The organism is Streptomyces sp. SAS_272 (assembly GCF_052543235.1).
In genome coordinates this window covers 83,140-104,641 of record NZ_JBMNDR010000012.1, presented here as the reverse complement: position 1 = coordinate 104,641, position 21,502 = coordinate 83,140, and the positions used below count along the sequence as shown (strand labels likewise).

General features: G+C 73.3%; 16 protein-coding genes and 1 pseudogene. 5 read left to right on the top strand and 12 right to left on the bottom strand.

Annotated features, from left to right (window positions below; translation table 11 throughout):
* Window positions 1-101: 101 nt before the first annotated feature.
* Entirely contained in the window at window positions 102-2,081 is a 1,980-nt protein-coding gene (locus ACN6LD_RS10925) for an N-acetylmuramoyl-L-alanine amidase (protein WP_445043002.1), read from the top strand.
* 35 nt (window positions 2,082-2,116) lie between these two features.
* Here the strand turns inward: ACN6LD_RS10925 and ACN6LD_RS10920 are convergent, their stop codons facing one another.
* The 6 genes from ACN6LD_RS10920 to ACN6LD_RS10895 all read right to left on the bottom strand — a co-directional run bounded on the left by ACN6LD_RS10920 (window position 2,117) and on the right by ACN6LD_RS10895 (window position 7,327).
* A complete protein-coding gene (locus ACN6LD_RS10920; protein ID WP_266718634.1) occupies window positions 2,117-2,614 on the bottom strand; it encodes a hypothetical protein in 498 nt (165 codons plus the stop codon).
* A 281-nt stretch (window positions 2,615-2,895) separates the two neighbouring features.
* Entirely contained in the window at window positions 2,896-3,138 is a 243-nt protein-coding gene (locus ACN6LD_RS10915; RefSeq protein ID WP_057581675.1) for a DUF397 domain-containing protein, read from the bottom strand.
* An 83-nt stretch (window positions 3,139-3,221) separates the two neighbouring features.
* Window positions 3,222-4,388, bottom strand: coding sequence for a thiolase domain-containing protein (locus tag ACN6LD_RS10910; protein ID WP_057581674.1), 1,167 nt, complete (start codon window positions 4,386-4,388; stop codon window positions 3,222-3,224).
* A complete protein-coding gene (locus tag ACN6LD_RS10905) occupies window positions 4,385-5,455 on the bottom strand; it encodes a thiolase domain-containing protein (RefSeq protein WP_319194725.1) in 1,071 nt (356 codons plus the stop codon). The genes ACN6LD_RS10910 and ACN6LD_RS10905 overlap by 4 nt, the downstream gene beginning before the upstream one ends.
* Entirely contained in the window at window positions 5,452-6,396 is a 945-nt protein-coding gene (locus ACN6LD_RS10900; protein ID WP_445043001.1) for a Zn-ribbon domain-containing OB-fold protein, read from the bottom strand. Before ACN6LD_RS10900 ends, ACN6LD_RS10905 begins: the two co-directional genes overlap by 4 nt.
* Window positions 6,397-6,526: 130 nt before the next feature.
* On the bottom strand, window positions 6,527-7,327 hold the full coding sequence (locus ACN6LD_RS10895; RefSeq protein ID WP_319194729.1) for a crotonase/enoyl-CoA hydratase family protein: 801 nt from the start codon (window positions 7,325-7,327) through the stop codon (window positions 6,527-6,529).
* A gap of 177 nt (window positions 7,328-7,504) precedes the next feature.
* Here ACN6LD_RS10895 and ACN6LD_RS10890 point away from each other — a divergent pair, with 177 nt between their 5' ends.
* Together ACN6LD_RS10890 and paaK are read left to right on the top strand one after the other, a co-directional pair.
* Complete coding sequence (locus tag ACN6LD_RS10890) at window positions 7,505-9,127, top strand: acyl-CoA synthetase (protein ID WP_319194731.1); 1,623 nt, start codon at window positions 7,505-7,507, stop codon at window positions 9,125-9,127.
* A 132-nt stretch (window positions 9,128-9,259) separates the two neighbouring features.
* Entirely contained in the window at window positions 9,260-10,558 is a 1,299-nt protein-coding gene (paaK, locus tag ACN6LD_RS10885; protein ID WP_319194733.1) for a phenylacetate--CoA ligase PaaK, read from the top strand.
* A gap of 15 nt (window positions 10,559-10,573) precedes the next feature.
* On the opposite strand, the gene ACN6LD_RS10880 is transcribed toward paaK, so the two are convergent.
* The 4 genes from ACN6LD_RS10880 to ACN6LD_RS10865 form a co-directional block, all read right to left on the bottom strand.
* Complete coding sequence (locus ACN6LD_RS10880) at window positions 10,574-12,070, bottom strand: fatty acyl-CoA synthetase (RefSeq protein WP_445043000.1); 1,497 nt, start codon at window positions 12,068-12,070, stop codon at window positions 10,574-10,576.
* A gap of 355 nt (window positions 12,071-12,425) precedes the next feature.
* The gene (locus ACN6LD_RS10875; protein ID WP_445042999.1) at window positions 12,426-13,979 is read right to left on the bottom strand and encodes an acyl-CoA synthetase; all 1,554 of its coding nucleotides are present in this window, start codon (window positions 13,977-13,979) and stop codon (window positions 12,426-12,428) included.
* Window positions 13,976-15,085 (bottom strand): NAD(P)H-dependent flavin oxidoreductase, encoded by a 1,110-nt coding sequence (locus tag ACN6LD_RS10870; RefSeq protein WP_445042998.1) that lies wholly within the window; start codon window positions 15,083-15,085, stop codon window positions 13,976-13,978. Before ACN6LD_RS10870 ends, ACN6LD_RS10875 begins: the two co-directional genes overlap by 4 nt.
* A gap of 210 nt (window positions 15,086-15,295) precedes the next feature.
* A complete protein-coding gene (locus ACN6LD_RS10865) occupies window positions 15,296-16,915 on the bottom strand; it encodes a phytoene desaturase family protein (protein WP_319196150.1) in 1,620 nt (539 codons plus the stop codon).
* Window positions 16,916-17,086: 171 nt separating this feature from the next.
* Between ACN6LD_RS10865 and ACN6LD_RS10860 the strand changes: the two genes are divergently transcribed.
* Window positions 17,087-17,983: an NUDIX hydrolase gene (locus tag ACN6LD_RS10860; protein ID WP_445042997.1), complete on the top strand. Its 897-nt coding sequence runs from the start codon at window positions 17,087-17,089 to the stop codon at window positions 17,981-17,983.
* Between the two features lie 203 nt (window positions 17,984-18,186).
* Here the strand turns inward: ACN6LD_RS10860 and ACN6LD_RS10855 are convergent.
* A pseudogene (locus ACN6LD_RS10855) lies at window positions 18,187-19,233 on the bottom strand (serine/threonine-protein kinase); the annotation flags it as partial.
* Between the two features lie 55 nt (window positions 19,234-19,288).
* A complete protein-coding gene (locus ACN6LD_RS10850) occupies window positions 19,289-20,134 on the bottom strand; it encodes an oxygenase MpaB family protein (protein ID WP_445042996.1) in 846 nt (281 codons plus the stop codon).
* A 243-nt stretch (window positions 20,135-20,377) separates the two neighbouring features.
* Between ACN6LD_RS10850 and ACN6LD_RS10845 the strand changes: the two genes are divergently transcribed.
* Complete coding sequence (locus ACN6LD_RS10845) at window positions 20,378-21,247, top strand: universal stress protein (RefSeq protein ID WP_319196144.1); 870 nt, start codon at window positions 20,378-20,380, stop codon at window positions 21,245-21,247.
* The last annotated feature ends 255 nt before the right edge of the window (window positions 21,248-21,502 follow it).

The following is a 21,502-nucleotide window of genomic DNA, read 5'->3' as shown; positions in this document are numbered from 1 at the left end:
AGGGAATTCGTCCCGCTATGGGCATGATTGACGGGTCGTCGGCCCGGCCGGCCGACCGTGGTCGGCCCGCACGCCCCGCTCTCTCGTCCCAGGAGGCCGCATTGCGCAGACCCGCCACTCCCCCCGGACCGCACAGACGTATCCGCAGAGCCGCAGGCGCCCTGGCGTCGGCGGCTCTCGTGCTGCCGCTCCTCGGCGCCGCCCGCCCTGCCGACGCCGCGCCCCGGCCGGCGAACAGCCTCCAGCGGGCCTTCGCGGCCGCGGCCGCCGAGTACCACGTGCCGCAGAGCGTCCTGCTGGGCGTCTCCTACCTCCAGTCCCGCTGGGACGCGCATGCCGGGGCGCCGAGTGTGACCGGCGGCTACGGCCCGATGCATCTGACCGACGTCCGTGCGGCCCTCGCCGCAGCCCCGCGCCACGGCGCCGGCACGGCGAACCCGCGCGGCGACTCCGCCCGGACGGCCCGGCCCCCGGCCCCCGCGCCGCACGTCAAGGCGCCGTCGAGCGGGCGGATCCCGGCCCGTCTGAAGACCCTGCCGAGGGCGGCGAAGCTCGCCGGCCTCGCCGCCGAGGACCTGCGCACCGACCCCGCGGCCAACATCGCGGGCGGCGCCGCCCTGCTCGCGGACACCCAGCGCCGCCTGGGCGAGCCCCTGAGCGCCGACCCGGCCGACTGGTACGGCGCGGTGGCCCGTTTCTCGGGGGCGGACGACACCGCGACCGCCGCCGCCTATGCGAACGACGTGTTCGGCGTGCTGCGCGCCGGCGAACGGCGCACCACGGACGCCGGCCAGACGGTGGCCCTCGCCGCGCAGCCGGGTCTCGCGCCACGGACGGCACAGCTGCGCGGGACCGGCCTGCGCCACGTCTCCGCGGCGGGCGCCGAATGCCCGTCCACGGTGTCCTGCGAGTGGATCCCGGCGCCCTACGAGCAGTTCGGCGACGACGACTACGGCAACCACGACGTCGCCGACCGGCCCGCCTCGCCCGACATCGACTATCTCGTCGTCCACGACACCGAGGGCGGCTGGGAGGGGGTGCTGACCATGGTCCAGGACCCGTCCTACGTGTCCTGGAACTACTCGCTGCGCGCCACCGACGGGCATGTCGCCCAGCATGTGAAGGCCAAGGACGTGGCCTGGCACTCGGGCAACTGGTACGTCAACTCCAAGTCGATCGGCCTGGAGCACGAGGGATTCCTCGCCGCCCCGGACTCCTGGTACACGGAGGCCATGTACCGCTCGTCCGCCCGACTGGTGAAGTACCTGGCCGACAGGTACGACATCCCGCTCGACCGGCAGCACGTCCTCGGCCATGACAACGTGCCCGGCCCGACGGCGGCGAGCATCTCGGGAATGCACACCGACCCCGGACCCTTCTGGGACTGGCGACACTACTTCGAGCTGCTGGACGCCCCCTTCACGGCGACCGCCGACGGCGGCGGCGGCGGCGGCCTGGTGACGATCCGGCCGGACTACGCCGCGAACCGGCCGGTGTACACGGACTGCGCCGCCCGGCGTCAGACCTGTGCCGCGCACGGCTCCAGCGCGGTGCGGCTCTACGCCGACCACGACGAGAAGTCCGCCCTGATCGACGACGCCGGCCAGGGGTCGGGCCCGACCAAGGGCCTCAACGACACCTCGTCACGGGTGTCCACCGGGCAGCAGTACGCGGTCGCGGACCGGTGGGGCGACTGGACGGCGATCTGGTACCTCGGCCGGAAGGCGTGGTTCGAGAACCCCGCCGCGCGGCCGACGGCCGTCCCCGCGGCGGGCCAGGTGGTCACGCCCAGGGACGGCGTCGCGAGCGTTCCGCTCTACGGCCGCGCCTACCCCGAGGCGTCGGCCTACCCGGCGGGCGTCCCGGTCCAGCCGGTCGCCGCGCTGCCGTACAGGCTGCCCAAGGGGCAGCGGTACGTGGTCGGCGGCAAGGTGCCGGGCGAGTACTACTACGCGGCCGCCTTCGCCACCGGTTCGCACCGGCTCGTCGTCGGCCGCGAGCAGTACTACGAGATCCAGTACGGCCACCGGGTGGCGTTCGTGAGGGCCGCGGACGTGAAGGCGATGCCGTCGGGTTCCTAGGGCCCGCCGGTTCCCGGGACCGGACCCTGCCTGCCTCAGCCCTGCTGGAACAGCTCCGCCGGGAGCGGCTTCAGCAGGGCGTACAGGTCGTCGGTGATGGGGCGGTCCCAGGCGGCGATGGTCACCAGGACGTTGTCGCTGCGGTCGAACTGCACGCAGGAGATGCGGCCCTCGGACAGCTTCAGACGGCGCACGATCAGCAGGTTGTCGCCCTGCATCACCGGCATGTCCTCGACGCCGACGACGGTCACCTCCTCGTCGTTCTCCAGCGCGAGCAGCAGCTGAGCCACCTCGAAGGGGATCTCCCCCTCCTCCACCTCGCGGGCCGGGGAGCCCTCGGGCAGATTGCCGATGATCATCGCGGGGCCGCGGCCGCCGAAGAGGTCGTAGCGCAGGAAGACGCCCTGGCAGCTGCCGTCGGGGGCGGGCAGCAGCCCGGCGCCCAGATTGCCGGGCCAGTCGCCCGGGTCCATGGCCAGAACGTCGAATTCGGGCCCGGCGGGCGTGGCGCTGCGGCGGCGGAGGAACGACATGCGGCCATGGTACGTGGCCGCGGCCGTTCGGCGGCGGGTGGGAGCGTCCCGGTCCCGTCGTTTCTCAGCGGCCCGGGGACGGCCGCTCCCGCCGGTCCGAAGTCTCCTTCTGCCGGGCCCGCTCGCCGAGCGCGAGGGCGGGGTCCGTCCGCCTGCCGGGACCCGTCGCCCGCGCCGGCTCCGACGGGATCACGGCGGCCGGGAACACCCCTGGCCCCGGTCGTCCCCGAGGGGGCCGCAGCGGCGGTCGGCGGACCGGCCGGCCCGGAGGGCGACCGGTCTCAGGTCAGGTCGAACTCCCCTTCCCGCGCCCCCGACACGAACGCGCCCCACTCCGCGGGGGTGAAGATCAGAGAAGGGCTCTGGGGGCTGCCGCTGTTGCGCATCGCGATGAATCCCTCGACGAAGGCGATCTGGACATCCCCCCGCCCCCGGCTGCTGGACTGCCACTCGGCGTTGCTGAGGTCCAGCTCCGGCTTGTCCCAGCCCGTGAGCGGCGGCTGCTGGATGGTGCTCTCGGCCACGTCCGTGCTCCTCCCGGTTCGTCGTCCGCGGGCCAGCCTAGCGACCGGGTCCGGACGCCGACAGAGCACGTGGGAAGGACCTTTCAGGACTCCGGCGGTCGCGCTCCCACGAGCCACATGGAGAAGAACTGCGAGCCGCCCCCGTAGGCGTGCCCGAGGACCCGGCGGGCCCGCTCCACCTGGTGTTCGCCGGCCTGTCCGCGTACCTGGAGCGCCGCCTCCGCGAAGCGGATCATGCCGGAGGCGCCGATCGGGTTGGTGGACAGGACGCCGCCCGACATGTTGACCGGCAGGTCCCCGTCGAGTTCGGTGACGCCGGCCTCGGTGAGCTTCCAGCCCTCGCCCTCGTCGGCGAAGCCGAGGTTCTCCAGCCACATGGGCTCGTACCAGGAGAACGGCACGTACATCTCGACGGCGTCGATGTCCCGGCGCGGGTCGCCGATCCCGGCCTGGCGGTAGACGTCCGCGGCGCAGTCCTTGCCGGCCTGCGGCGAGACGGCGTCCTTGCCCGCGAAGAGTGTCGGTTCGCTGCGCATCGCCCCGCCGAGCATCCAGGCGGGCGGGCGCGGGGCGCGGGCGGCGCCGGCCCGGTCGGTGAGGACCATCGCACAGGCTCCGTCGGAGGAGGGGCAGGTCTCCGAGTAGCGGATCGGGTCCCACAGCATCGGCGAGGCCTGGACCTTCTCCAGGGTGATGTCGTGCTCGTGGAGGTGTGCGTAGGGGTTCTTCAGCGCGTTGCGGCGGTCCTTGTACGCCACGAGGGAGCCGACGGTGTCGGGCGCGCCGCTGCGGCGCATGTAGGCGCGTACGTGCGGGGCGAAGAACCCGCCCGCCCCGGCGAGCAGGGGCTGCTGGAAGGGGACCGGCAGGGACAGCCCCCACATGGCGTTGGACTCGGACTGCTTCTCGAAGGCGAGGGTGAGGACGGTGCCGTGGACACGGGCGGCGACGAGACCGGCGGCGACCAGCGCCGTCGAACCGCCGACGGAGCCGGCCGTGTGCACGCGCAGCATGGGCTTGCCGACCGCGCCGAGGGCGTCGGCGAGGTACAGCTCGGGCATCATGACGCCCTCGAAGAAGTCGGGTGCCTTGCCGATGACGACGGCGTCGACGTCGGCCCAGGTCAGCTCGGCGTCGTCGAGGGCGCGCCGGGCCGCCTCCCGGACCAGCCCGGCGATCGAGACGTCCCGCCGGGCGGCGACGTGCTTGGTCTGGCCGATCCCGACGACGGCCACGGGCTCCTTGCTCATCGCGCATCCCCTTCGAGTACGGCGACCAGGTTCTGTTGCAGACACGGGCCGGACGTGGCGTGGGCGAGTGCCCGATCGGACTCGCCCCGGTGGATGCGGGCGGCGGCCTCGCCCACGCGGATGAGGCCGGCGGCCATCATCGGGTTGGCGGCGAGGGCGCCGCCGGACAGGTTCACCCGCACGCTGTCGTCCAGCCGCAGCGCCTTGCGCAGGACGATCTCCTGCGCGCTGAAGGGGGCGTGCAGTTCGGCGGTGTCGACGGGCCGTTCGAAGACGCCGGCCCGCTCGGCGGCGAGTCGGGTGGAGGGCGAGTCGGTGAGGTCGCGCACGCCGAGCGAGTGGGCCTCGATGCGGTGGTCGATGCCCCGGATCCACGCGGGCCGCGAGCACAGCTCACGGGCCCGTTCCCCCGCGGCGAGGATCACGGCGGCGGCGCCGTCGCCGACGGGCGGGCAGTCGCCGGTGCGCAGCGGTCGTACCGCGTAGTCGCCCTGGGGCGCCGTGCCGCGCAGCTGGGCGTGGGAGTTGAGGGTCGCGACCCGTCGGCTGCGGGCGCCGATCGCGGCGAGAGCGCTCTCGTCGGCTTCGCCCGCGTCGATGAGGGCCTGTGCCTGGAGCGCGGCGAGCGCGACGGAGTCGGGCCACAGGGGGGCGACGTAGTACGGGTCGAGCTGGCGGGTGAGGACGTCGCGCAGGGAGCCGGGCGAGGACTTGCCGTAGGAGTAGACGAGCGCGGTGTCGGCGTCGCCGGTGAGGAGCTTGGTCCACGCCTCGTACAGCGCCCAGGCGCCGTCCATCTCGACGTGCGACTCGGAGATGGGCGGCCAGGCGCCGACGCCGTCCAGGGCGAGGGTGAAGGAGAAGGCGCGGCCGGCGAGGTAGTCGCTGGAGCCGGAGCAGGTGAAGCCGATGTCGGCGGTCTTCAGGCCGGTCCGGTCCAGGACGCTGTGCAGGACCGGCATGAGCATCTCGACTTCGGAGAGCTCGTCGGTGGTGCGCAGGACGTCGGTCTGCGCGAAGGCCACGACCGCGATGTCGCGGACGCCCGGGGTTTCCTCGCGGGTCACAGCAGCTCCTTGTAGGCGTCGTAGTCCGCGTCGGGTTCGCCGGTCGGCCGGTAGTGGTCGGGGTAGCGGGCGCCGTCCGTCCACACGGGTTCGACGCGCAGGCCCATGCGCACCTGGTCGTAGGGGATGCCGCCGATGCGGCCGTGCAGGGCGAGGCCCGCGCCGTCGAGAGCGATGTGGGCGTAGACGTAGGGGACTTCGATGTCGAGGTTCTTCGCCTTGATGTTCACGATGCAGAAGGTGGTGACGGTCCCGCGCGGTCCCACCTCGACCTGCTCGGCGGTCGGGACTCCGCAGGTGGGGCAGGCTCCGCGCGGTGGGACGTACACCTTGCGGCACGACGGGCAGCGTTCGCCGACGGTGCGCCGGGTGGAGAGCGCCTCGATGTATGCGGACTGGGCGCGGCCGGGCGAGTAGGTGTAGTCGAGGCGGGCGGGGGCGACGATGCCGGTGACGCGTTCGCCGTCGGACTCCTGCCGTTCGCCGCCCGGCCGGCCGGGTTCGCCGTCGTGGGGCTCGAAGCAGGCGATGTCCGTGATGGCGCCGGTGCGGTTCTCCGCCCAGCGGATCCGGACCCGCATGCCGGTGTGGACGGCGTCGGGGCCGGGGGCGTCGAGGGCGTGCAGGAGGGCGGTGCCGGCACCGTCGAGGCGGACCAGGACCCAGGCGAACGGGGTGGCGAGGGGCTGGCCGCGCCGGGGGGCGTGGTTCCAGGCCCAGGTGGTGACCGTGCCGGTGGCGGCGACCTCGACGAGCTCGTGGAGCTCCTCGGCGGTGACGGGGTCGTACTCCACGGGCGGGACGAGGGTGCGGCCGTCTCCGGTGCGCACGCCGAGGACGACGCGTTCGCGCAGGCCGGTGAGGAAGGCACTCTGGACGGGTCCGAGGGACCGGGTGAACGGGAACTCGACGACGAGCGGAGCTTTGAGCACTTCGGGCATCGGAGCTGCCTCCCTGGGAAGCCGACGTCAGCGGGAGCGCCCCGGAGGGGGCGCGGGGGACTGCGCGACCAGCCACAACGGACCCGCAGTATGGCGAACTGCGCTTACCGCCCACTCGCCCGGCGGAGCGTCACGCGCGTCGGTAGACCGGCGGCCGTTTCTCCGCGAAGGCGCGGGCGCCCTCCTTCGCGTCGTCCGTGTCGAACACCGGCCAGCCCCGTGCCAGTTCGGCGGCCAGCCCGTCCGCCTCGGTCAGCTCGGCGGCCTCGTACACGGACGCCTTCACGGCCTCCACGGCGAGCGGAGCGCAGGCGTTGACGCGTTCGGCGATCTCCAGGGCCCTCTCGAGCGCGGTCCCGGCGGGCACGACGTGACCGATCAGGCCGATGCCGGCGGCTTCGCGGGCGCTGTAGGGCCGTCCGGTGAGCAGCATCTCCAGGGCGTGGGTGCGCGGGATCTGCCGTGGCAGGCGGACCGTGGAGCCGCCGATCGGGAAAAGGCCGCGCCTGACCTCGAAGAGGCCGAAGGTGGCGGACTCCCCCGCGACGCGGATGTCGGTGCCCTGGAGCATCTCGGTGCCGCCCGCCACGCAGTGGCCCTCGACGGCGGCGATCACCGGTTTGCGGGGGCGGTGGTGGCGCAGCATCGCCTTCCAGTGCAGGTCCGGGTCGGCCTTGAGCCGGTCGCGGTGCTGCTCGCCCTCCATGCCCTGGCCGGCGAGCGCCTTGAGGTCCATGCCGGCGCAGAAGGAGCCGCCGGCGCCGGTGAGGACCACCGATCGGACCGAGTCGTCCGCGTCGGCCTCGAGCCAGCCGTCGTACAGGCCGACGAGCATGGCGATCGAGAGTGCGTTCCTGGCCTCCGGCCTGTTGAGCGTGAGCACCAGTGTGGCGCCCTCGCGCCGCACGGTGAGGTGTTCGGTACCGCCCATCGCAGATCTCCCCTCGGAAAGAACGAGAACAGGTTGCAGTAGGCGTGATGGCAGTTCAAGGGTTTTCTGACAGACAGTCAGATTTCTTCGCCGGAGCCCTTCCCACTTGCCGTGCCCTTTGCTCTGATGACCGGCGAACCGTCTGGGAGCCAGGCCGTCGTGAGGTCAGGAGGAACGGTGGAGTACAACCTTGCCGACCTGTTCGAGTCGGTCGTCGACGTGGCGGCGGACCGCGAGGCGCTCGTCCACGTGGACCACCCGCGCTCGGGCGCGGAACGCCGTCTGACGTACGCGGAGCTGGACGCCGCGGCCAACCGCATCGGCCACCACCTCCTCGACAGCGGGATCCGCCCCGGCGAGCATCTCGGCCTGCACCTGTACAACGGCGTCGAGTACCTGCAGACGGTCCTCGGCTGCCTCAAGGCCCGGATCGTGCCGGTCAACGTCAACTACCGGTACGTGGAGGAGGAGCTGGTCTACCTCTACCGGGACGCCGACCTGGTCGCCCTCGTCTTCGAGGCGGAGTTCACCGACCGGGTGGCGGCCGCGCTGCCGCAGGTCCCGGCGCTGCGGCACCTGATACGGGTCGGCCCGGCGGGCGAGGCCGTCGCCTCCTTCGCGGACATCGTCTCCTTCGCGGACGCCGAGGCGGGCGGCTCCCCGGAGCGCGGCTTCCCGGCACGCTCGGGGGACGACCAGTTCATCATCTACACGGGCGGCACGACCGGTATGCCCAAGGGCGTGATGTGGCGTCAGGAGGACCTGTTCTTCGCCGGGCTGGGGGGCGGGGCGCCGACCGGGGAGCCGGTGAAGAAGCCGGAGGAGCTCGCCGAGCGGGTCGCCGCGGGCGGCTCCGGGATCACCTTCTTCCCCACTCCCCCGCTGATGCACGGCACGTCGACCCTCACCGCGTTCATCGGCTTCAACTTCGGCCAACGGGTCGTCCTGCACAGCAAGTTCGTGCCCGAGGAGGTGTTGCGGACCATCGCGGAGGAGAAGGTCAACGCCATCTCCCTGGTCGGTGACGCGATGCTGCGGCCGCTGATCGACGCGCTCGAGGGCCCGATGCGGGGGACGGACTGCTCGTCCGTGTTCAGCGTCTCCTCGTCCGGGGCCGTCATGTCGGACACGGTCCGCCGGCAGTTCCGGGCGCTGATGCCGAACGCGATGCTGCTCAACAACTTCGGCTCCTCGGAGTCCGGCTTCAACGGCACGGCAACGGACGACTCGGGCCCCGAGCGCGGCTTCCGCGTCCGGGTCAACTCCCGCACCCGGGTGGTCGATCCGGCCACGAAGGAGCTGGTCGCACCGGGCGAGATCGGACGGGTCGCCCAGTGCGGCCATGTCCCCCTCGGCTACTACAACGACCCGGCGAAGACCGCCGAGACCTTCTTCGAGAAGGACGGTGAGCGCTGGGTCCTGCTCGGCGACATGGCGACGGTCGACGAGGCCGGCGTGGTCGTGGTCCTCGGGCGCGGCTCGCAGTGCATCAACACCGGCGGCGAGAAGGTGTACCCCGAGGAGGTCGAACAGGCGCTGAAGGCGCATCCGGACGTGTACGACGCCCTGGTGGCGGGGGTGCCTGACGCGCGGTGGGGCGCCCATGTGGCAGCGGTGGTCCAGGTGCGCCGGGGCGCCCCGCCGCTCTCCCTGGAGGAGATCCAGAGTCACTGCCGCACCCGGCTGGCCGGCTACAAGATCCCGCGCCAGCTGGTGCTCACCGAGTCCATCCGCCGCTCCCCGAGCGGGAAGGCCGACTACCGGTGGGCACGGGAGGCGGCGCTGGCGGAGAGCTCCTGATCGCGATCTCCGGGCGAAACCCGTAGCCGAACCCTTGCCTGACGGCCTTCATCCTGGATTACTGATCCCCAGGAAGATCGACCGAATGATCGGTCGGCCGCATCGGCACGATTCGGGTGAGGGAGAACCTCGATGGCGGACACGAGGAACGCGCTGGACGAGGGCGAACGCCTCACCGAGGACGCCCTGCGCGCACGGCAGCTGGAGCGTCTGCGTGCCTCACTGCGTCACGCGTACGCCGGCGTGCCCTTCTACCGCGAGGCCTTCGACAAAGCCGGCGTCCACCCCGACGACTGCCGCGACCTCGGCGACCTGGCCCGCTTCCCCTTCACCGGCAAGGCCGACCTTCGCGCGCACTACCCGTACGGCATGTTCGCCGTCCCCAGGGAGCGCATCCGCCGCATCCACGCCTCCAGCGGCACCACGGGCCGCCCGACGGTCGTCGGCTACACGGACGCCGACCTGTCGCTGTGGGCGGACCTGGTGGCCCGTTCGATCCGCGCGGCGGGCGGCAGGCCGGGCGACACGGTCCATGTGGCCTACGGCTACGGCCTGTTCACCGGCGGCCTCGGCGCGCACTACGGCGCCGAACGCCTCGGCTGCACGGTGATCCCGGCGTCCGGCGGCATGACGTCCCGTCAGGTCCAGTTGATCCAGGACCTCGAGCCCCGGGTCGTCATGGTGACCCCGTCCTACATGCTGACCCTGCTGGACGAGTTCGAGCGGCAGGGCGTCGATCCGCGCTCCACCTCGCTGCGGGTGGGGATCTTCGGCGCCGAGCCCTGGACCGAGCGGATGCGGCAGGAGATCGAGGAACGGTTCGCGATCGACGCGGTCGACATCTACGGGCTGTCGGAGGTGATCGGTCCGGGGGTGGCGCAGGAGTGCGTGGAGACGAAGGACGGGCTCCACATCTGGGAGGACCACTTCTACCCCGAGGTCGTCGACCCGGTCACCGGCGAGGTCCTGCCGGACGGCGAGGAGGGCGAGCTGGTGTTCACCTCGCTCACCAAGGAGGCGATGCCGATCGTCCGCTACCGCACCCGGGACCTGACGCGGCTGCTGCCGGGGACGGCCCGCGTCTTCCGCCGCATGGCGAAGGTGACCGGCCGCAGCGACGACATGGTCATCCTGCGCGGGGTGAACCTCTTCCCCACCCAGATCGAGGAGATCGTGCTGCGCACTCCGGCCGTGGCGCCCCACTTCCAGCTCCGGCTGACCCGCGAGGGCCGGCTCGACGCCCTCACGATCCGCGCGGAGGCCCGACGCGACGCCACGCCCGCCGACCGCGAGACGGCCGCCCGGACCGTCGCGGCGGCGGTGAAGGACGGCATCGGCGTGTCCGCCGCCGTGGAGATCGTCGACCCCGAGACGCTGGAGCGGTCGGTGGGCAAGATCAGGCGGATCGTGGACCTGCGGCCCCGGGAGTGACGAGGTCCGCGCGGGTCACGAGCCGAACCGCTCGCGCAGTTCCCGCTTGAGGATCTTCCCGCTGGCGTTGCGCGGGAGTCCGTCGACGAAGAACACCCGCTTGGGGGCCTTGAACGACGGGAGCCTCTCCCGGACGTGCGCGATGAGCTCCTCCTCGCTCACCTCGTCGCGCGCGACCACCACCGCGGTCACCGCCTCGATCCACTTCTCGTCCGGCAGCCCGATCACCGCGGCGTCCGCGACGGCGTCGTGGGCGTACAGCGCGTCCTCGACCTGGCGTGAGGCGACCAGTACGCCGCCGGTGTTGATGACGTCCTTCACCCGGTCGACGATCGTGAAGAACCCGTGGGCGTCGCGCACGGCGAGGTCCCCGGAGCGGAACCAGCCGTCACGGAAGGCCGCGGCGGTCTCCTCGGGCTTGTCCCAGTAGCCCTCGCACAGCTGCGGGGAGCGGTAGACGATCTCGCCCGGCGTGCCGTCGGGGACCTCCGCGCCGTCCTCGTCGACGACCCGGGCTTCCACGAACAGCACCGTGCGCCCGCAGGAGTCCAGGCGCCCCTTGTGCTCGTCGGGCGCGAGGACGGTGGCGAGCGGACCGATCTCGCTCTGCCCGAAGCAGTTGTAGAAGCCGAGCTTCGGCAGGCGTGCGCGCAGCCGCTCCAGCACGGGCACCGGCATGACCGACGCGCCGTAGTACGCCTTGCGCAGCCCGCTCAGGTCACGCTCGTCGAAGTCGGGGCGACCCGCCAGGGCCATCCACACGGTCGGCGGGGCGAACAGGCTGTCGACGCGGTCCGCCTCGATCAGTTCGAGGAGACGGTCGCCGTCCGGGGCGTCCAGCACGAGGTTCGTCGCGCCGACCGCGAGACAGGGCAGCAGGAAGACGTGCATCTGCGCCGAGTGGTACAGCGGCAGGGAGTGCGCGGGACGGTCGCCGGCGCTGAGGTCGAGGGCGGCGATGGCGCTCAGGTACTCGTGCACCAGGGCGCGGTGCGTCATCATCGCGCCCTTCGGCAGGGCAGTCGTGCCCGAGGTGTACAGCAACTGCACCAGGTCCTCGGAGCGCGGCTCGGGACCGTCGTACGGGTCGGCCGCGGCCAGCAGGGCCAGCAGCGAGTCGTCGGCGTCGCGCAGGGCCGACGTGCGCACGCCGTCGGGAAGCCGCGACACGAGATCGGGGTCGGCGAGGACCAGCGCGCTGCCCGACTGGCGGACCACGTACGCCAGGTCGTCGCCGGTGAGGTTCTGGTTCACGGGCACGTGGACCAGCCCGGCGCGGGCGCAGGCGAGGAACGCGATGACGTAGGCGTCGGAGTTGTGGCCGTAGGCGCCGACCCGGTCGCCCGGGGCGAGGCCGGCGCCGAGCAGGACGCTCGCCGCACGCGAGACGGCCTCGTCGAGTTCCTCGTAGGTCCAGGTGCGGTCGCGGTATTCGATCGCGACGCGCGCCGGGGTGCGGCGGGCGCTGCGCCGCAGCACCCCGTCGACCGTGCTGCCGTGTCCGGGCGTCATGACCCATGATCCTCGGGCGAGGGCGGGGGCAGGTCAAGTCGCCGTGACGGGGAGGGGGCGCCGGCCCGGTCCGGACACCGGCGGCGCGGGTCCGCGCCCCCGCCGTGGGCCCGGGTCCGGGCCGGGCCCGGCGGCGGGCGGCCGAGCCCGGGCCCGACGGCGGGCAGCCAGGTCCGGGTCCGACGGCGGGCAGCCGGGTCCGGCCTCCAGCGCCGTCGAAGCCGTCCCGCGGGGACGCAGGTCCCTCGCCGAACGCCGGGGAGCGCCCTCGCCGAACAGCCGGGGGGACTCTCGCCGAACAGCCGGGGAGGGCTCTCGGCCGAGGGGCGGCCGCCGTGCCGTCGGCCGGACTCGCTCACACCGGGCGCGTCCGGCCCTCCCAGTACGGCTCCCGCAGCCGACGCTTGTACAGCTTGCCGTTGGGATCGCGGGGCATCTCGGCGAGGAAGTCGACGCTCCTGGGCCGCTTGTAGCCGGCCAGCCGGTCGGCGCAGTGGTCGAGGAGGGCCGCGGCGAGGGCGGGTCCCGGCTCGTGGCCCGGCGCCGGTTCGACGACGGCCTTCACCTGCTCGCCCCAGTCGTCGTGCGGGATGCCGAAGACGGCCGCGTCGGCGACGGCCGGGTGGGCGAGCAGCGCGGACTCGATCTCGGCGGGGTAGATGTTGACGCCGCCGGAGATGATCATGTCGATCTTGCGGTCGCGGAGGAACAGGTAGCCGTCCTCGTCGAGCACGCCGAGGTCGCCGACGGTGAAGAAGTCGCCGATACGGTTCTTGCGTGTCTTGTCCTCGTCCTTGTGGTACGCGAAGCCGCCCGTCGTCATCTTCATGTACACGGTGCCGAGTTCACCCGCCGGCAGCCGGTGGCCCTCGTCGTCGAAGACCGCCAGCTCGCTGATGGGCCACGCCTTTCCGACGGTGCCGGGCTTCTTCAGCCAGTCCTCCGCCGTGGCGAACGCGCCGCCGCCCTCACTGGCCGCGTAGTACTCCTCGACGCAGTTCCCCCACCAGTCGATCATCGCCCGTTTCACATGGTCGGGGCAGGGCGCGGCACCGTGGATGGCGTGCCGCATGGACGACACGTCGTAGCGCGCCCGCACCTCCTCCGGCAGGGCGAGCAGCCGGTGGAACTGGGTGGGGACCATGTGGGTGTGGGTGCAGCGGCCGCTGTCGATGAGCCGCAGCATCTCCTCGGGCGTCCACTTGTCCATCACGACCAGCCGGTGGCCGATGTGCAGGGACGCGCCCGCGAACTGGAGCACCGCCGTGTGATAGAGCGGCGAGCAGACGAGATGCACGTTGTCGTCGAAGGGCCTGATGCCGAAGATGCCGAGGAAGCCGCCGAGATACGCCTCCTCGGGCGCTTTGCCGGGCAGCGGCCGCCGGATGCCGCGCGGGCGGCCCGTCGTGCCCGAGGTGTAGTTCATGACCCAGCCGAGGGTGCGGTCGGCGGGCGGCGAGTCGGGTTGCCCGGCGAGGAGTTCGGCGTACGGCCGGAACCCGTCGATCTCACCGACGGCGTATCGCCCGCCGGCGGGCAGGCCGGCCTCGTCGGCGGCACGGCGGGCCTGGTCGGCGAACCGTTCGTGGGCCAGCAGCACCCTGGCGCCGGAGTCGGAGACGATCCAGGCGATCTCCGGGCCCATCAGATGGTGGTTGACGGGGACCAGGTAGAAGCCGGCCTGGCTGGCGGCGAGATGGGCGGTGAAGAACTCGGCCGAGTTGGGCAGGACGACGGCGAAGGCGTCGCCGCGTTCCAGCCCGGCGGCGCGCAGACCGTGCACCAGCCGGTTGGCGGCGGCGTGCAGACGTCCGGCGGTCCACTCCTCGCCGCCCGGGGCGATCAGGACGACGCGGTCCGGGTCCTGGGTCGCCTGGGCCCAGAATCCCGCGGGGGGTGTGCTGGTCACTGGCCGCTCCTTCCGGCGATGCGGTTGACGCGGTCGACGGCTTGTTCGAAACCGCGGGTGAGGTCGTCGAAGACCTCCTGCACGCTGCGGACTTCGTTCATCCGGCCGACGATCTGGCCGACCGGCGTACCGAGCAGGGGGTCGACCTCGTACTTCTGGATGCGGGAGACCGCCTCGGCGACGAGCAGGCCCTGCAGGGGCATCGGGAGGGTGCCGGGCCCGTCGGGGCCGTCCCAGGCGTCCGTCCACTCGGTGCGCAGCTGGCGGGCGGGTTTGCCGGTCAGCGCGCGGGAGCGGACGGTGTCGCCGGAGCCCGCCGTGAGGAGCTTGCGGGTGAGGGCGGGCGAGTGCAGGTCGGCCTCGGCGGTGGTCAGCCAGAGCGATCCGAGCCAGACGCCCTGGGCGCCCAGCGCGAGGGCCGCGGCGATCTGCCGCCCGCTGCCGATGCCGCCGGCGGCGAGGACCGGCAGCGGGGCGACGGCGTCGACGGCCTCCGGGGTGAGCACCATGGAGGCGATCTCGCCGGTGTGGCCGCCGGCCTCGTATCCCTGGGCGACGACGATGTCGATGCCGGCGTCCTTGTGCTTGCGGGCGTGCCGGGCGCTGCCGGCGAGCGCGGCCACGAGGACGCCCCGCTCGTGGGCGCGGGCGACGATGTCGGCCGGCGGTGAGCCGAGGGCGTTGGCCAGCAGCCGGATCGGGTAGTCGAAGGCGACGTCGAGCTGACTGCGGGCGACCTGCTCCATCCAGCCGGTGATCCGCCACCCGGAGGCCTCGCCCTCGGCCAGTTCGGGCACCCCGTAGGCGGCGAGGGTCTCACGCACGAACTGGCGGTGACCCTCGGGGATCATCGCCTCGACGTCGGCCTCGGTCACCCCTTCGACCTTCTTGGCGGGCATGACGACGTCGAGCCCGTACGGCCGGCCGTCGACGTGCGCCTCGATCCAGTCGAGGTCGCGTTTGAGGTCGTCGGGGTCGGTGTAGCGGACCGCGCCGAGCACGCCGAAGCCGCCCGCGCGGCTGATGGCCGCGGCGACCGCGGGGAACGGCGTGAAGCCGAAGACGGCGTGCTCGACTCCCAGTTGTGTGCTCAGCTCCGTCTGCATGGGCGCAGGATGCCGCAGCGACGCGGACGACGGAAGGGCTTTTCTGATAGACCGTCAGATTCTTGCCGCCCGATGCGTGACCGCGGGCGTGACCGCGGGCGTGATCACATCCCTGACCGCATACCTGACCGCAGGCGCGAAACGGGTGCGTGATCGGGCGCCTGGCCGGATGCCTGATCGGGTTCCCCGACCGGATGCCCGCCGTCAGACTCAGGCGTGCTCTTCGAGCACCGCCATGGCGGCGTTGTGTCCCGGCACGCCGCTCACGCCGCCGCCGCGCACCGCGCCGGCCCCGCACAGCAGCACGTTGGCGCGCGGGGTCGACACGCCCCAGCGGCCTGCCCCCTCCTGGGCGTGGGGCCAGCTCAGGTCGCGGTGGAAGATGTTGCCGCCGGGCAGCCCGAGGTCGCGCTCCAGGTCGAGCGGGGTCCTCGCCTCGATGCAGGGGCGCCCGTCGGCATCCGTGGCCAGGCAGTCCGCCAGGGGCTCGGCGAGGTGGGCGTCCAGCTGGGCGATTGTCGAGTTCAGCAGTTCCTCGCGCACGGCGTCGTTGTCCGGTGCGAAGAGCCGGGCGGGCGTGTGCAGGCCGAACAGCGTCAGCGTCTGGTACCCCCGCTCGACGAGGTCCGGGCCGAGAATGCTCGGGTCGGTCAGGGAGTGGCAGTAGATCTCGGAGGGCGGGGCGGCGGGCAGCTCACCGGCGGCGGCCTGGGCGTGGGCGGCGGCCAGCTGCCGGTAGCCCTCGGCGATGTGGAAGGTGCCGGCGAACGCCTCGCGCGGGTCGACGGAGCCGTCCCGCAGCCTCGGCAGCCGCTTCAGCAGCATGTTCACCTTGAGCTGGGCTCCCTCGGCGGGGGCCGGCGGCGTGTCGCCGGTGAGGGCCGCGAGCGCCTGCGGCGAGGCGTTCACCAGGACGTGCCGGGCCACGGCGACTCCCTCGCCGTCGGCCGTGCGGTAGGCGACCTCCGCGGTACGGCCGTCCGTGTCGATCCGCACGGCCTCATGGCCGGTGGCGAGGACCGCGCCCGCGTCGCGGGCGGCGGCGGCCAGGGCGTCGGTGAGCGCGCCCATGCCGCCGACGGGGACGTCCCAGGCGCCGGTGCCGCCGCCGATCACGTGGTAGAGGAAGCAGCGGTTCTGCCGGAGCGAGGGGTCGTGTGCGTCGGCGAAGGTGCCGATGACGGCGTCGGTCAGGACGACGCCGCGCACCAGGTCGTCCGCGAAGCGCTCCTCGACGGCGACGCCGATCGGCTCCTCGAACAGGGTCCGCCAGGCCTCCTCGTCGTCGACGCGCCGGCGCAGCTCCTCGCGGGTCGGCAGCGGCTCGGTGAGCGTGGGGAACACCCGCTGGGCGACCCGCCCGGTCATGTCGTAGAAGCGCTCCCAGGCCGCGTACTCGCGCTCGCCGCCGGTCAGCCGCGCGAACGCCTCCCGTGTGCGCCGGGCGCCGCCGCCCACGAGCAGCCCGGTGGCCCGTCCGTCGCGTTCCACCGGGGTGTAGGAGGAGATCGTGCGGCCCTGGACGCGGAAGCGGAGCCCCAGATCCCGCACGATCTTCTGCGGCAGCAGGCTGACCAGGTAGGAGTAGCGCGAGAGCCGGGCGTCGACGCCGGCGAACGGCCGGGTGGAGACGGCGGCGCCCCCGGTGTGGTCCAGCCGCTCCAGCACCAGCACGGACCGTCCTGCCCTGGCCAGGTAGGCGGCGGCGACCAGGCCGTTGTGCCCGCCGCCGACGACGACGGCGTCGTAGACGCGTCGGCCCCGGTGATCCCGCTGGTCGTGATCGCCCTGGCGCCGCTCTCGTCCGTGGTGTCCCTCGTGTGCAGCCATGGTTCTTCGTAACACGAGCCGATCAAGGTCGGCCAGAGGGGGCAGCGCCGGGCCGCTCGGGGCCGTCGGAGCCGGAAGCCGGAGCGCGGGCCGGTGCGGTCCGGGCTCCCCTACGATCGTCGGGACCTCAAGTGCGTTGAGGCGCACGCCCGTTGGACTCAGGGGGAGCCCATGACCGCCCGGACGCCCGCCATGCACGCCATGCCCGCAGCCGAGCCCCGCGACTGCGCCGCCCTGCTGGTCAACCGGCGCGGCCAGTACCTCCTGCATCTGCGGGACGCGCACAAACCGATCTGCGACGCCGGCCTCTGGTCGCTGCCCGGCGGCGCGTGCGAGGGGAAGGAGACGCCCGAGGAGGCCGTCGCCCGCGAACTGCTGGAGGAGACGGGCCTGGTCCTCGAAGGGCTGACCCGGTACGCGGTCGTCGACGGCATCCAGATCTTCCTGGGCGGCTGGGACGGCGATCCCTCACGGCTGCCGGTCACCGAGGGCATCATGTTCGCCTTCTTCGACGCGGCGACCACCGCACACCTGACGATGGCGCCGGGCGCCGCGCAGGTCATCGCCCGGCACCAGGCGGCCCCCGTCGCCCCTACGCCGCAGCCGACCGTGCGGGAGACCGTCCTCAACGCCGTCGGCGTCCACCTCTACCTGGAACGCGACGGCGAGATCCTGCTCGGGCTGCGCCACCCGGACTCGCCGTTCGCGCCCCTGAACCACCACTTCCTGGCCGGCCACTGCGAGCAGGAGTCCGCGGTGGCGTGTCTCGTCCGCGAGGCCGGGGAAGAGGCCGGACTGGAGCTCGCGCCAGAAGACGTCGAGCTCGTGCACGTGGTGCACGTCGTCGACTCGCCCGACGTCCGGCCGCGCCTGCAGCTCGTCTTCCGGGCCCGGCGCTGGGCCGGCGAACCGCGAGTGCTGGAGCCGGACAAGTGTCTGAGCTGGGACTGGTGGCCGCTGGACGCGCTGCCGGAGCCGATGGTCGCCTACGCGCGCACGGCAGTCGCAGGGATCCGCGCCGGGCGGCCGTACTCGGAACTGGGCTGGGAGCGGCAAGGGCGCTGCTGATCGGGACGGGTGTGACGGCGGGTGCCGGCCGACGGGCCGGCGCGCCCCCGCGACTCGGGCTCCTCCCCCGTCCCGGCCCGGCGGCGGGCCCTGCGGCCCGGGGCCCGTTCCTGTCGTCGTGCGGCGCGCGCCGGCGGACACCGCGCGGCCGGGGTTCACGGGGCCTGCGCGCCGTCCGGGGTCGGGACCGCCACCAGGGTCTGCCGGGGTATCCACTCGTCGGTCAGGGCCGCCCCGGTGTCCGGGCGCGTGCCCCGCGGTCCGGCGCCGACGGCCGGGGGGCCGACGGTCATGCCCCGGGTCCAGGACGGCAGTCGGGGGCCGCCGCCGTCCGCCGCGTGCCGCTCGGACGCCTGCGGTCCGGGCCGCCGCGGCACGGGCGCGGTCGAGCGGCCCGGTGCGCCGGGGGCGTCGGCGAGGCGCTGGACGATCTCCCGCGCGTCCTGGGGGCGCTGGGCGGGCTGCTTGGCGAGCAGGTCGAGGATGATCCGGTCGAGGTGGGCCGGCAGGTCGTCGCGGTGCTCGCGCGGCGGCCGGGGCGGGGTGTCCCGGTGTCCGACGAGGATCGCCCAGGGGTCGTCCAGGTCGAACGGCGGACGGCCGGTGGCGATCTCGTAGAGCACGCATCCCAGCGAGTACAGGTCGCTGCGCCGGTCGACCTCCTCGCCCGCGATCTGCTCGGGCGACATGTAGTGCGGGGTGCCCATGGCGATGCCGGTGCCGGTGAGCCGGGAGGTGAAGCCCACGTCGTGGCTGAGGCGGGCGATGCCGAAGTCGCAGATCTTCACGGTGCCGTCGCCGAGGCGCACGATGTTCGCCGGCTTCAGGTCGCGGTGCACGACGCCCTGCCGGTGGGTGTAGGAGAGGGCCGCGGCCACCTGGTCGGCGATGTCGATGACCTGCGGCACCGGCAGCGGCCGGCGTTCGCCGTCGTCCAGCAGCTGGCACAGGTTGCGGCCGTCCAGGAGTTCCATGACGAGGAAGAGGACGCCTTCGTGGTCGCCGAAGTCGTGGACGACCGTCACCCCGCGGTGCTGGAGCGCGGCGGCCACCCGGCCCTCGCGCCGGAACCGCTCACGCAGGACGCGTCCCGAGGACGGGTCGTGGTGCGGCCCGGCCGGTTTGAGGCACTTCACGGCGACCTGCCGGCCGAGGGACTCGTCGCGGGCCCGCCACACCTCGCCCATGCCACCGCGTCCGATCCGGTCCAGCAGCCGGTACCGGCCCTGGATCAGTCTGCTCTCCGCCATGGTGTGCCGCCCCCGTCGCCTTCCAGCCCTCCCCCAGAGGGTTCAGTATGGCGGCCTATCGTCGCACCTTGTACGGTGCCGGACGGCTTTCGGGGCCCAGTCTCGCCATCGCCCGCAGAACGTGTTTGGGCGGGAGCTGCCATCGCAGACGTGCGGGAACACAGCGCAGCGCGGCGCCCGTGGCGCGCAGCCGGCGGGTGACGACGTCGGGTTCGGGGGCCGGTCTGCCGTACAGCGCGTGGGCGTACGGCGGCAGCGAGGCGTACGCCAGATTCGCGACGCGCCGCCACAGCACCGCGCGCGCCGGGACCAGCAGCGGGTGGACGGGCGGACGGCGCAGGAAGTCATCGACCTCGCGGGCCTCAGGTCCCGCGGCGAGCTCGGGGAGGATCCGGTCGAAGTACGCCGCCATCTGCGCGCGGTCGGCGGGCACCGCCTCCGGGTCGAGACCGACCAGACGGGCGCTGACGCGGTGTTCGGCGAGGTAGCGGTCGGCGGCCGCGTCGGTGAGCGGGTAGCCGGAGCGGCGCAGCACGTGCAGATAGGAGTCGATCTCGGCGCAGTGCACCCACAGCAGCAGTGCGGGCTCGTCGACGCCGTACCGCTCCCCCGTCTCCGGGTCGGTCGCGGACAGCCTGCGGTGGATTCTGCGGACGCGGGCGCCCGCCTTCTCGGCCGCTTCGGCCGTGCCGTACGCCGTGGTGCCGACGAAGTCGGCGGTCCGCATCAGCCGGCCCCAGGCGTCACGCCGGAAGTCGGAGTTCTGCGTGACGCCGCGTACGGCTCGCGGATGCAGGGCCTGGAGGTAGAGCGCGCGGATTCCGGCGACCCACATCATCGGGTCGTCGTGCATCTGCCAGGTCACGCTGCGCGGAGTGAACAAGCCCGGGTCGCCCGTCATAGCGGCAGTGTGAAAGGGATGGCCGGACGGCACCGAGGGCTTCCGCTCCCCTGTTTCCGAAGCCCACCGGTCGCCGCGGGGACCGGTCCGTCCCTGCGGTCCACATGCGCCGCGGAGGGAACTGGGGTCTCCTCGAAGGGAGAGAACGCCCCACGCCCGGCATGCCGACGATGTCGCACCAGGCCCTACGACCGCACTCGCTCACCGTCGCATCCGGCTTCGTACGAGACGGAGGCCGCTGCCATGCAACCGGTCGTCACCGTGGGCCTCGACGGCTCACCCGCCAGCCTCGCCGCCGCCCGCTGGGCCGCCGACGAGGCCGAGAAGCGCAAGCTGACCCTGCGGCTGCTGCATGCCTGGCCCCTGCTGGCGCCGGAACCCGCGCGGCTGCCCTCCGAGGTCGACCAGAACTACTGGGCGAAGCGTCTGGTCCACACCGCGCAGGCGGAGCTGCAGTCACGCCACCCGGGCCTGACCGTGGTCGGGAGCCTGGTCGCCGAGGACGCCCACGAGGCCCTGCTGAAAGCGGCCTCGGAGGCCGAGATGCTGGTGCTCGGTTCGCGGGGGATGGAGGCCGTCGAGAGCTACTTCATGGGCGAGGTCAGCCTGCCGGTGGTGGCACGGGCGGAGCGGCCGGTGGTCCTCGTCCGCGCGGAGCCGGCGGACGAGGACCGCGCCCCCGCCCCGCCGGCCCGCGTGGTCGTGGCGCTGAAACTGCACACGCCCGGGGACGGGCTGCTCGACTTCGCCTTCCACACCGCCGCGGCCCGGGGTGCTCCCCTCCTGGCCGTCCACGGCCGCAGCGTGCCGCTTCACGCGCGCATGCCGTGGGGCGCCGACCACGCCGTCACCGAGGAGATGACGAAGGACGCGCGCAAGGCACTGGGCGATGCGCTTCGCCCCTGGCAGGAGAAGTACCCGCAGGTGGAGGTCGTCGAGAGCATCCGGCTTGCGAGTCCGGCCAAGGCCGTCGTGCGGGCCGCCGAGGGCGCGGACCTGCTGGTCGTGGGCAGACGCGCGCACCGGCGCGGTACGGGACACCACCTGGGACCGATCGCCCAGGCCGCCATCCATCACGGCCGCTGCCCCGTCGCCGTCGTCCCCCACGACTGAGAGCCGCCCGGTCGGTGTGCGGCCGCCGCGCGCGGAGGGGTGCGAGACCCGCACGCCGACACGGCGCGTGGCGGAGCACGCGGGCGCCGACACCCGGCCGCCCTGGACCGCCGCGCGCCGAGCGGGGTCTTCGCGGTCCGCCCGAGAACACGGTCCGGCGCGTCCCCCGGCAGCCCGGACGCGAGCCGGGGACGGCGCCGTCGCTCCGTCCCTGCCCGCTCGAGCGCGGCGTGGAGCGCCGGGCGCCGTGCGTTC

Bases quoted from the DNA above. Each gene is read 5' to 3' on its own strand.
- ACN6LD_RS10860 (WP_445042997.1), top strand. From the start codon at position 17,087: ATGACCGCCCGGACGCCCGCCATGCACGCCATGCCCGCAGCCGAGCCC.
- ACN6LD_RS10870 (WP_445042998.1), bottom strand. From the start codon at position 15,085: ATGCAGACGGAGCTGAGCACACAACTGGGAGTCGAGCACGCCGTCTTC.
- ACN6LD_RS10850 (WP_445042996.1), bottom strand. From the start codon at position 20,134: ATGACGGGCGACCCGGGCTTGTTCACTCCGCGCAGCGTGACCTGGCAG.
- ACN6LD_RS10880 (WP_445043000.1), bottom strand. From the start codon at position 12,070: ATGACGCCCGGACACGGCAGCACGGTCGACGGGGTGCTGCGGCGCAGC.
- paaK (WP_319194733.1), top strand. From the start codon at position 9,260: ATGGCGGACACGAGGAACGCGCTGGACGAGGGCGAACGCCTCACCGAG.
- ACN6LD_RS10895 (WP_319194729.1), bottom strand. From the start codon at position 7,327: ATGGGCGGTACCGAACACCTCACCGTGCGGCGCGAGGGCGCCACACTG.
- ACN6LD_RS10910 (WP_057581674.1), bottom strand. From the start codon at position 4,388: ATGAGCAAGGAGCCCGTGGCCGTCGTCGGGATCGGCCAGACCAAGCAC.
- ACN6LD_RS10865 (WP_319196150.1), bottom strand. From the start codon at position 16,915: ATGGCTGCACACGAGGGACACCACGGACGAGAGCGGCGCCAGGGCGAT.
- ACN6LD_RS10920 (WP_266718634.1), bottom strand. From the start codon at position 2,614: ATGTCGTTCCTCCGCCGCCGCAGCGCCACGCCCGCCGGGCCCGAATTC.
- ACN6LD_RS10900 (WP_445043001.1), bottom strand. From the start codon at position 6,396: ATGCCCGAAGTGCTCAAAGCTCCGCTCGTCGTCGAGTTCCCGTTCACC.
- ACN6LD_RS10845 (WP_319196144.1), top strand. From the start codon at position 20,378: ATGCAACCGGTCGTCACCGTGGGCCTCGACGGCTCACCCGCCAGCCTC.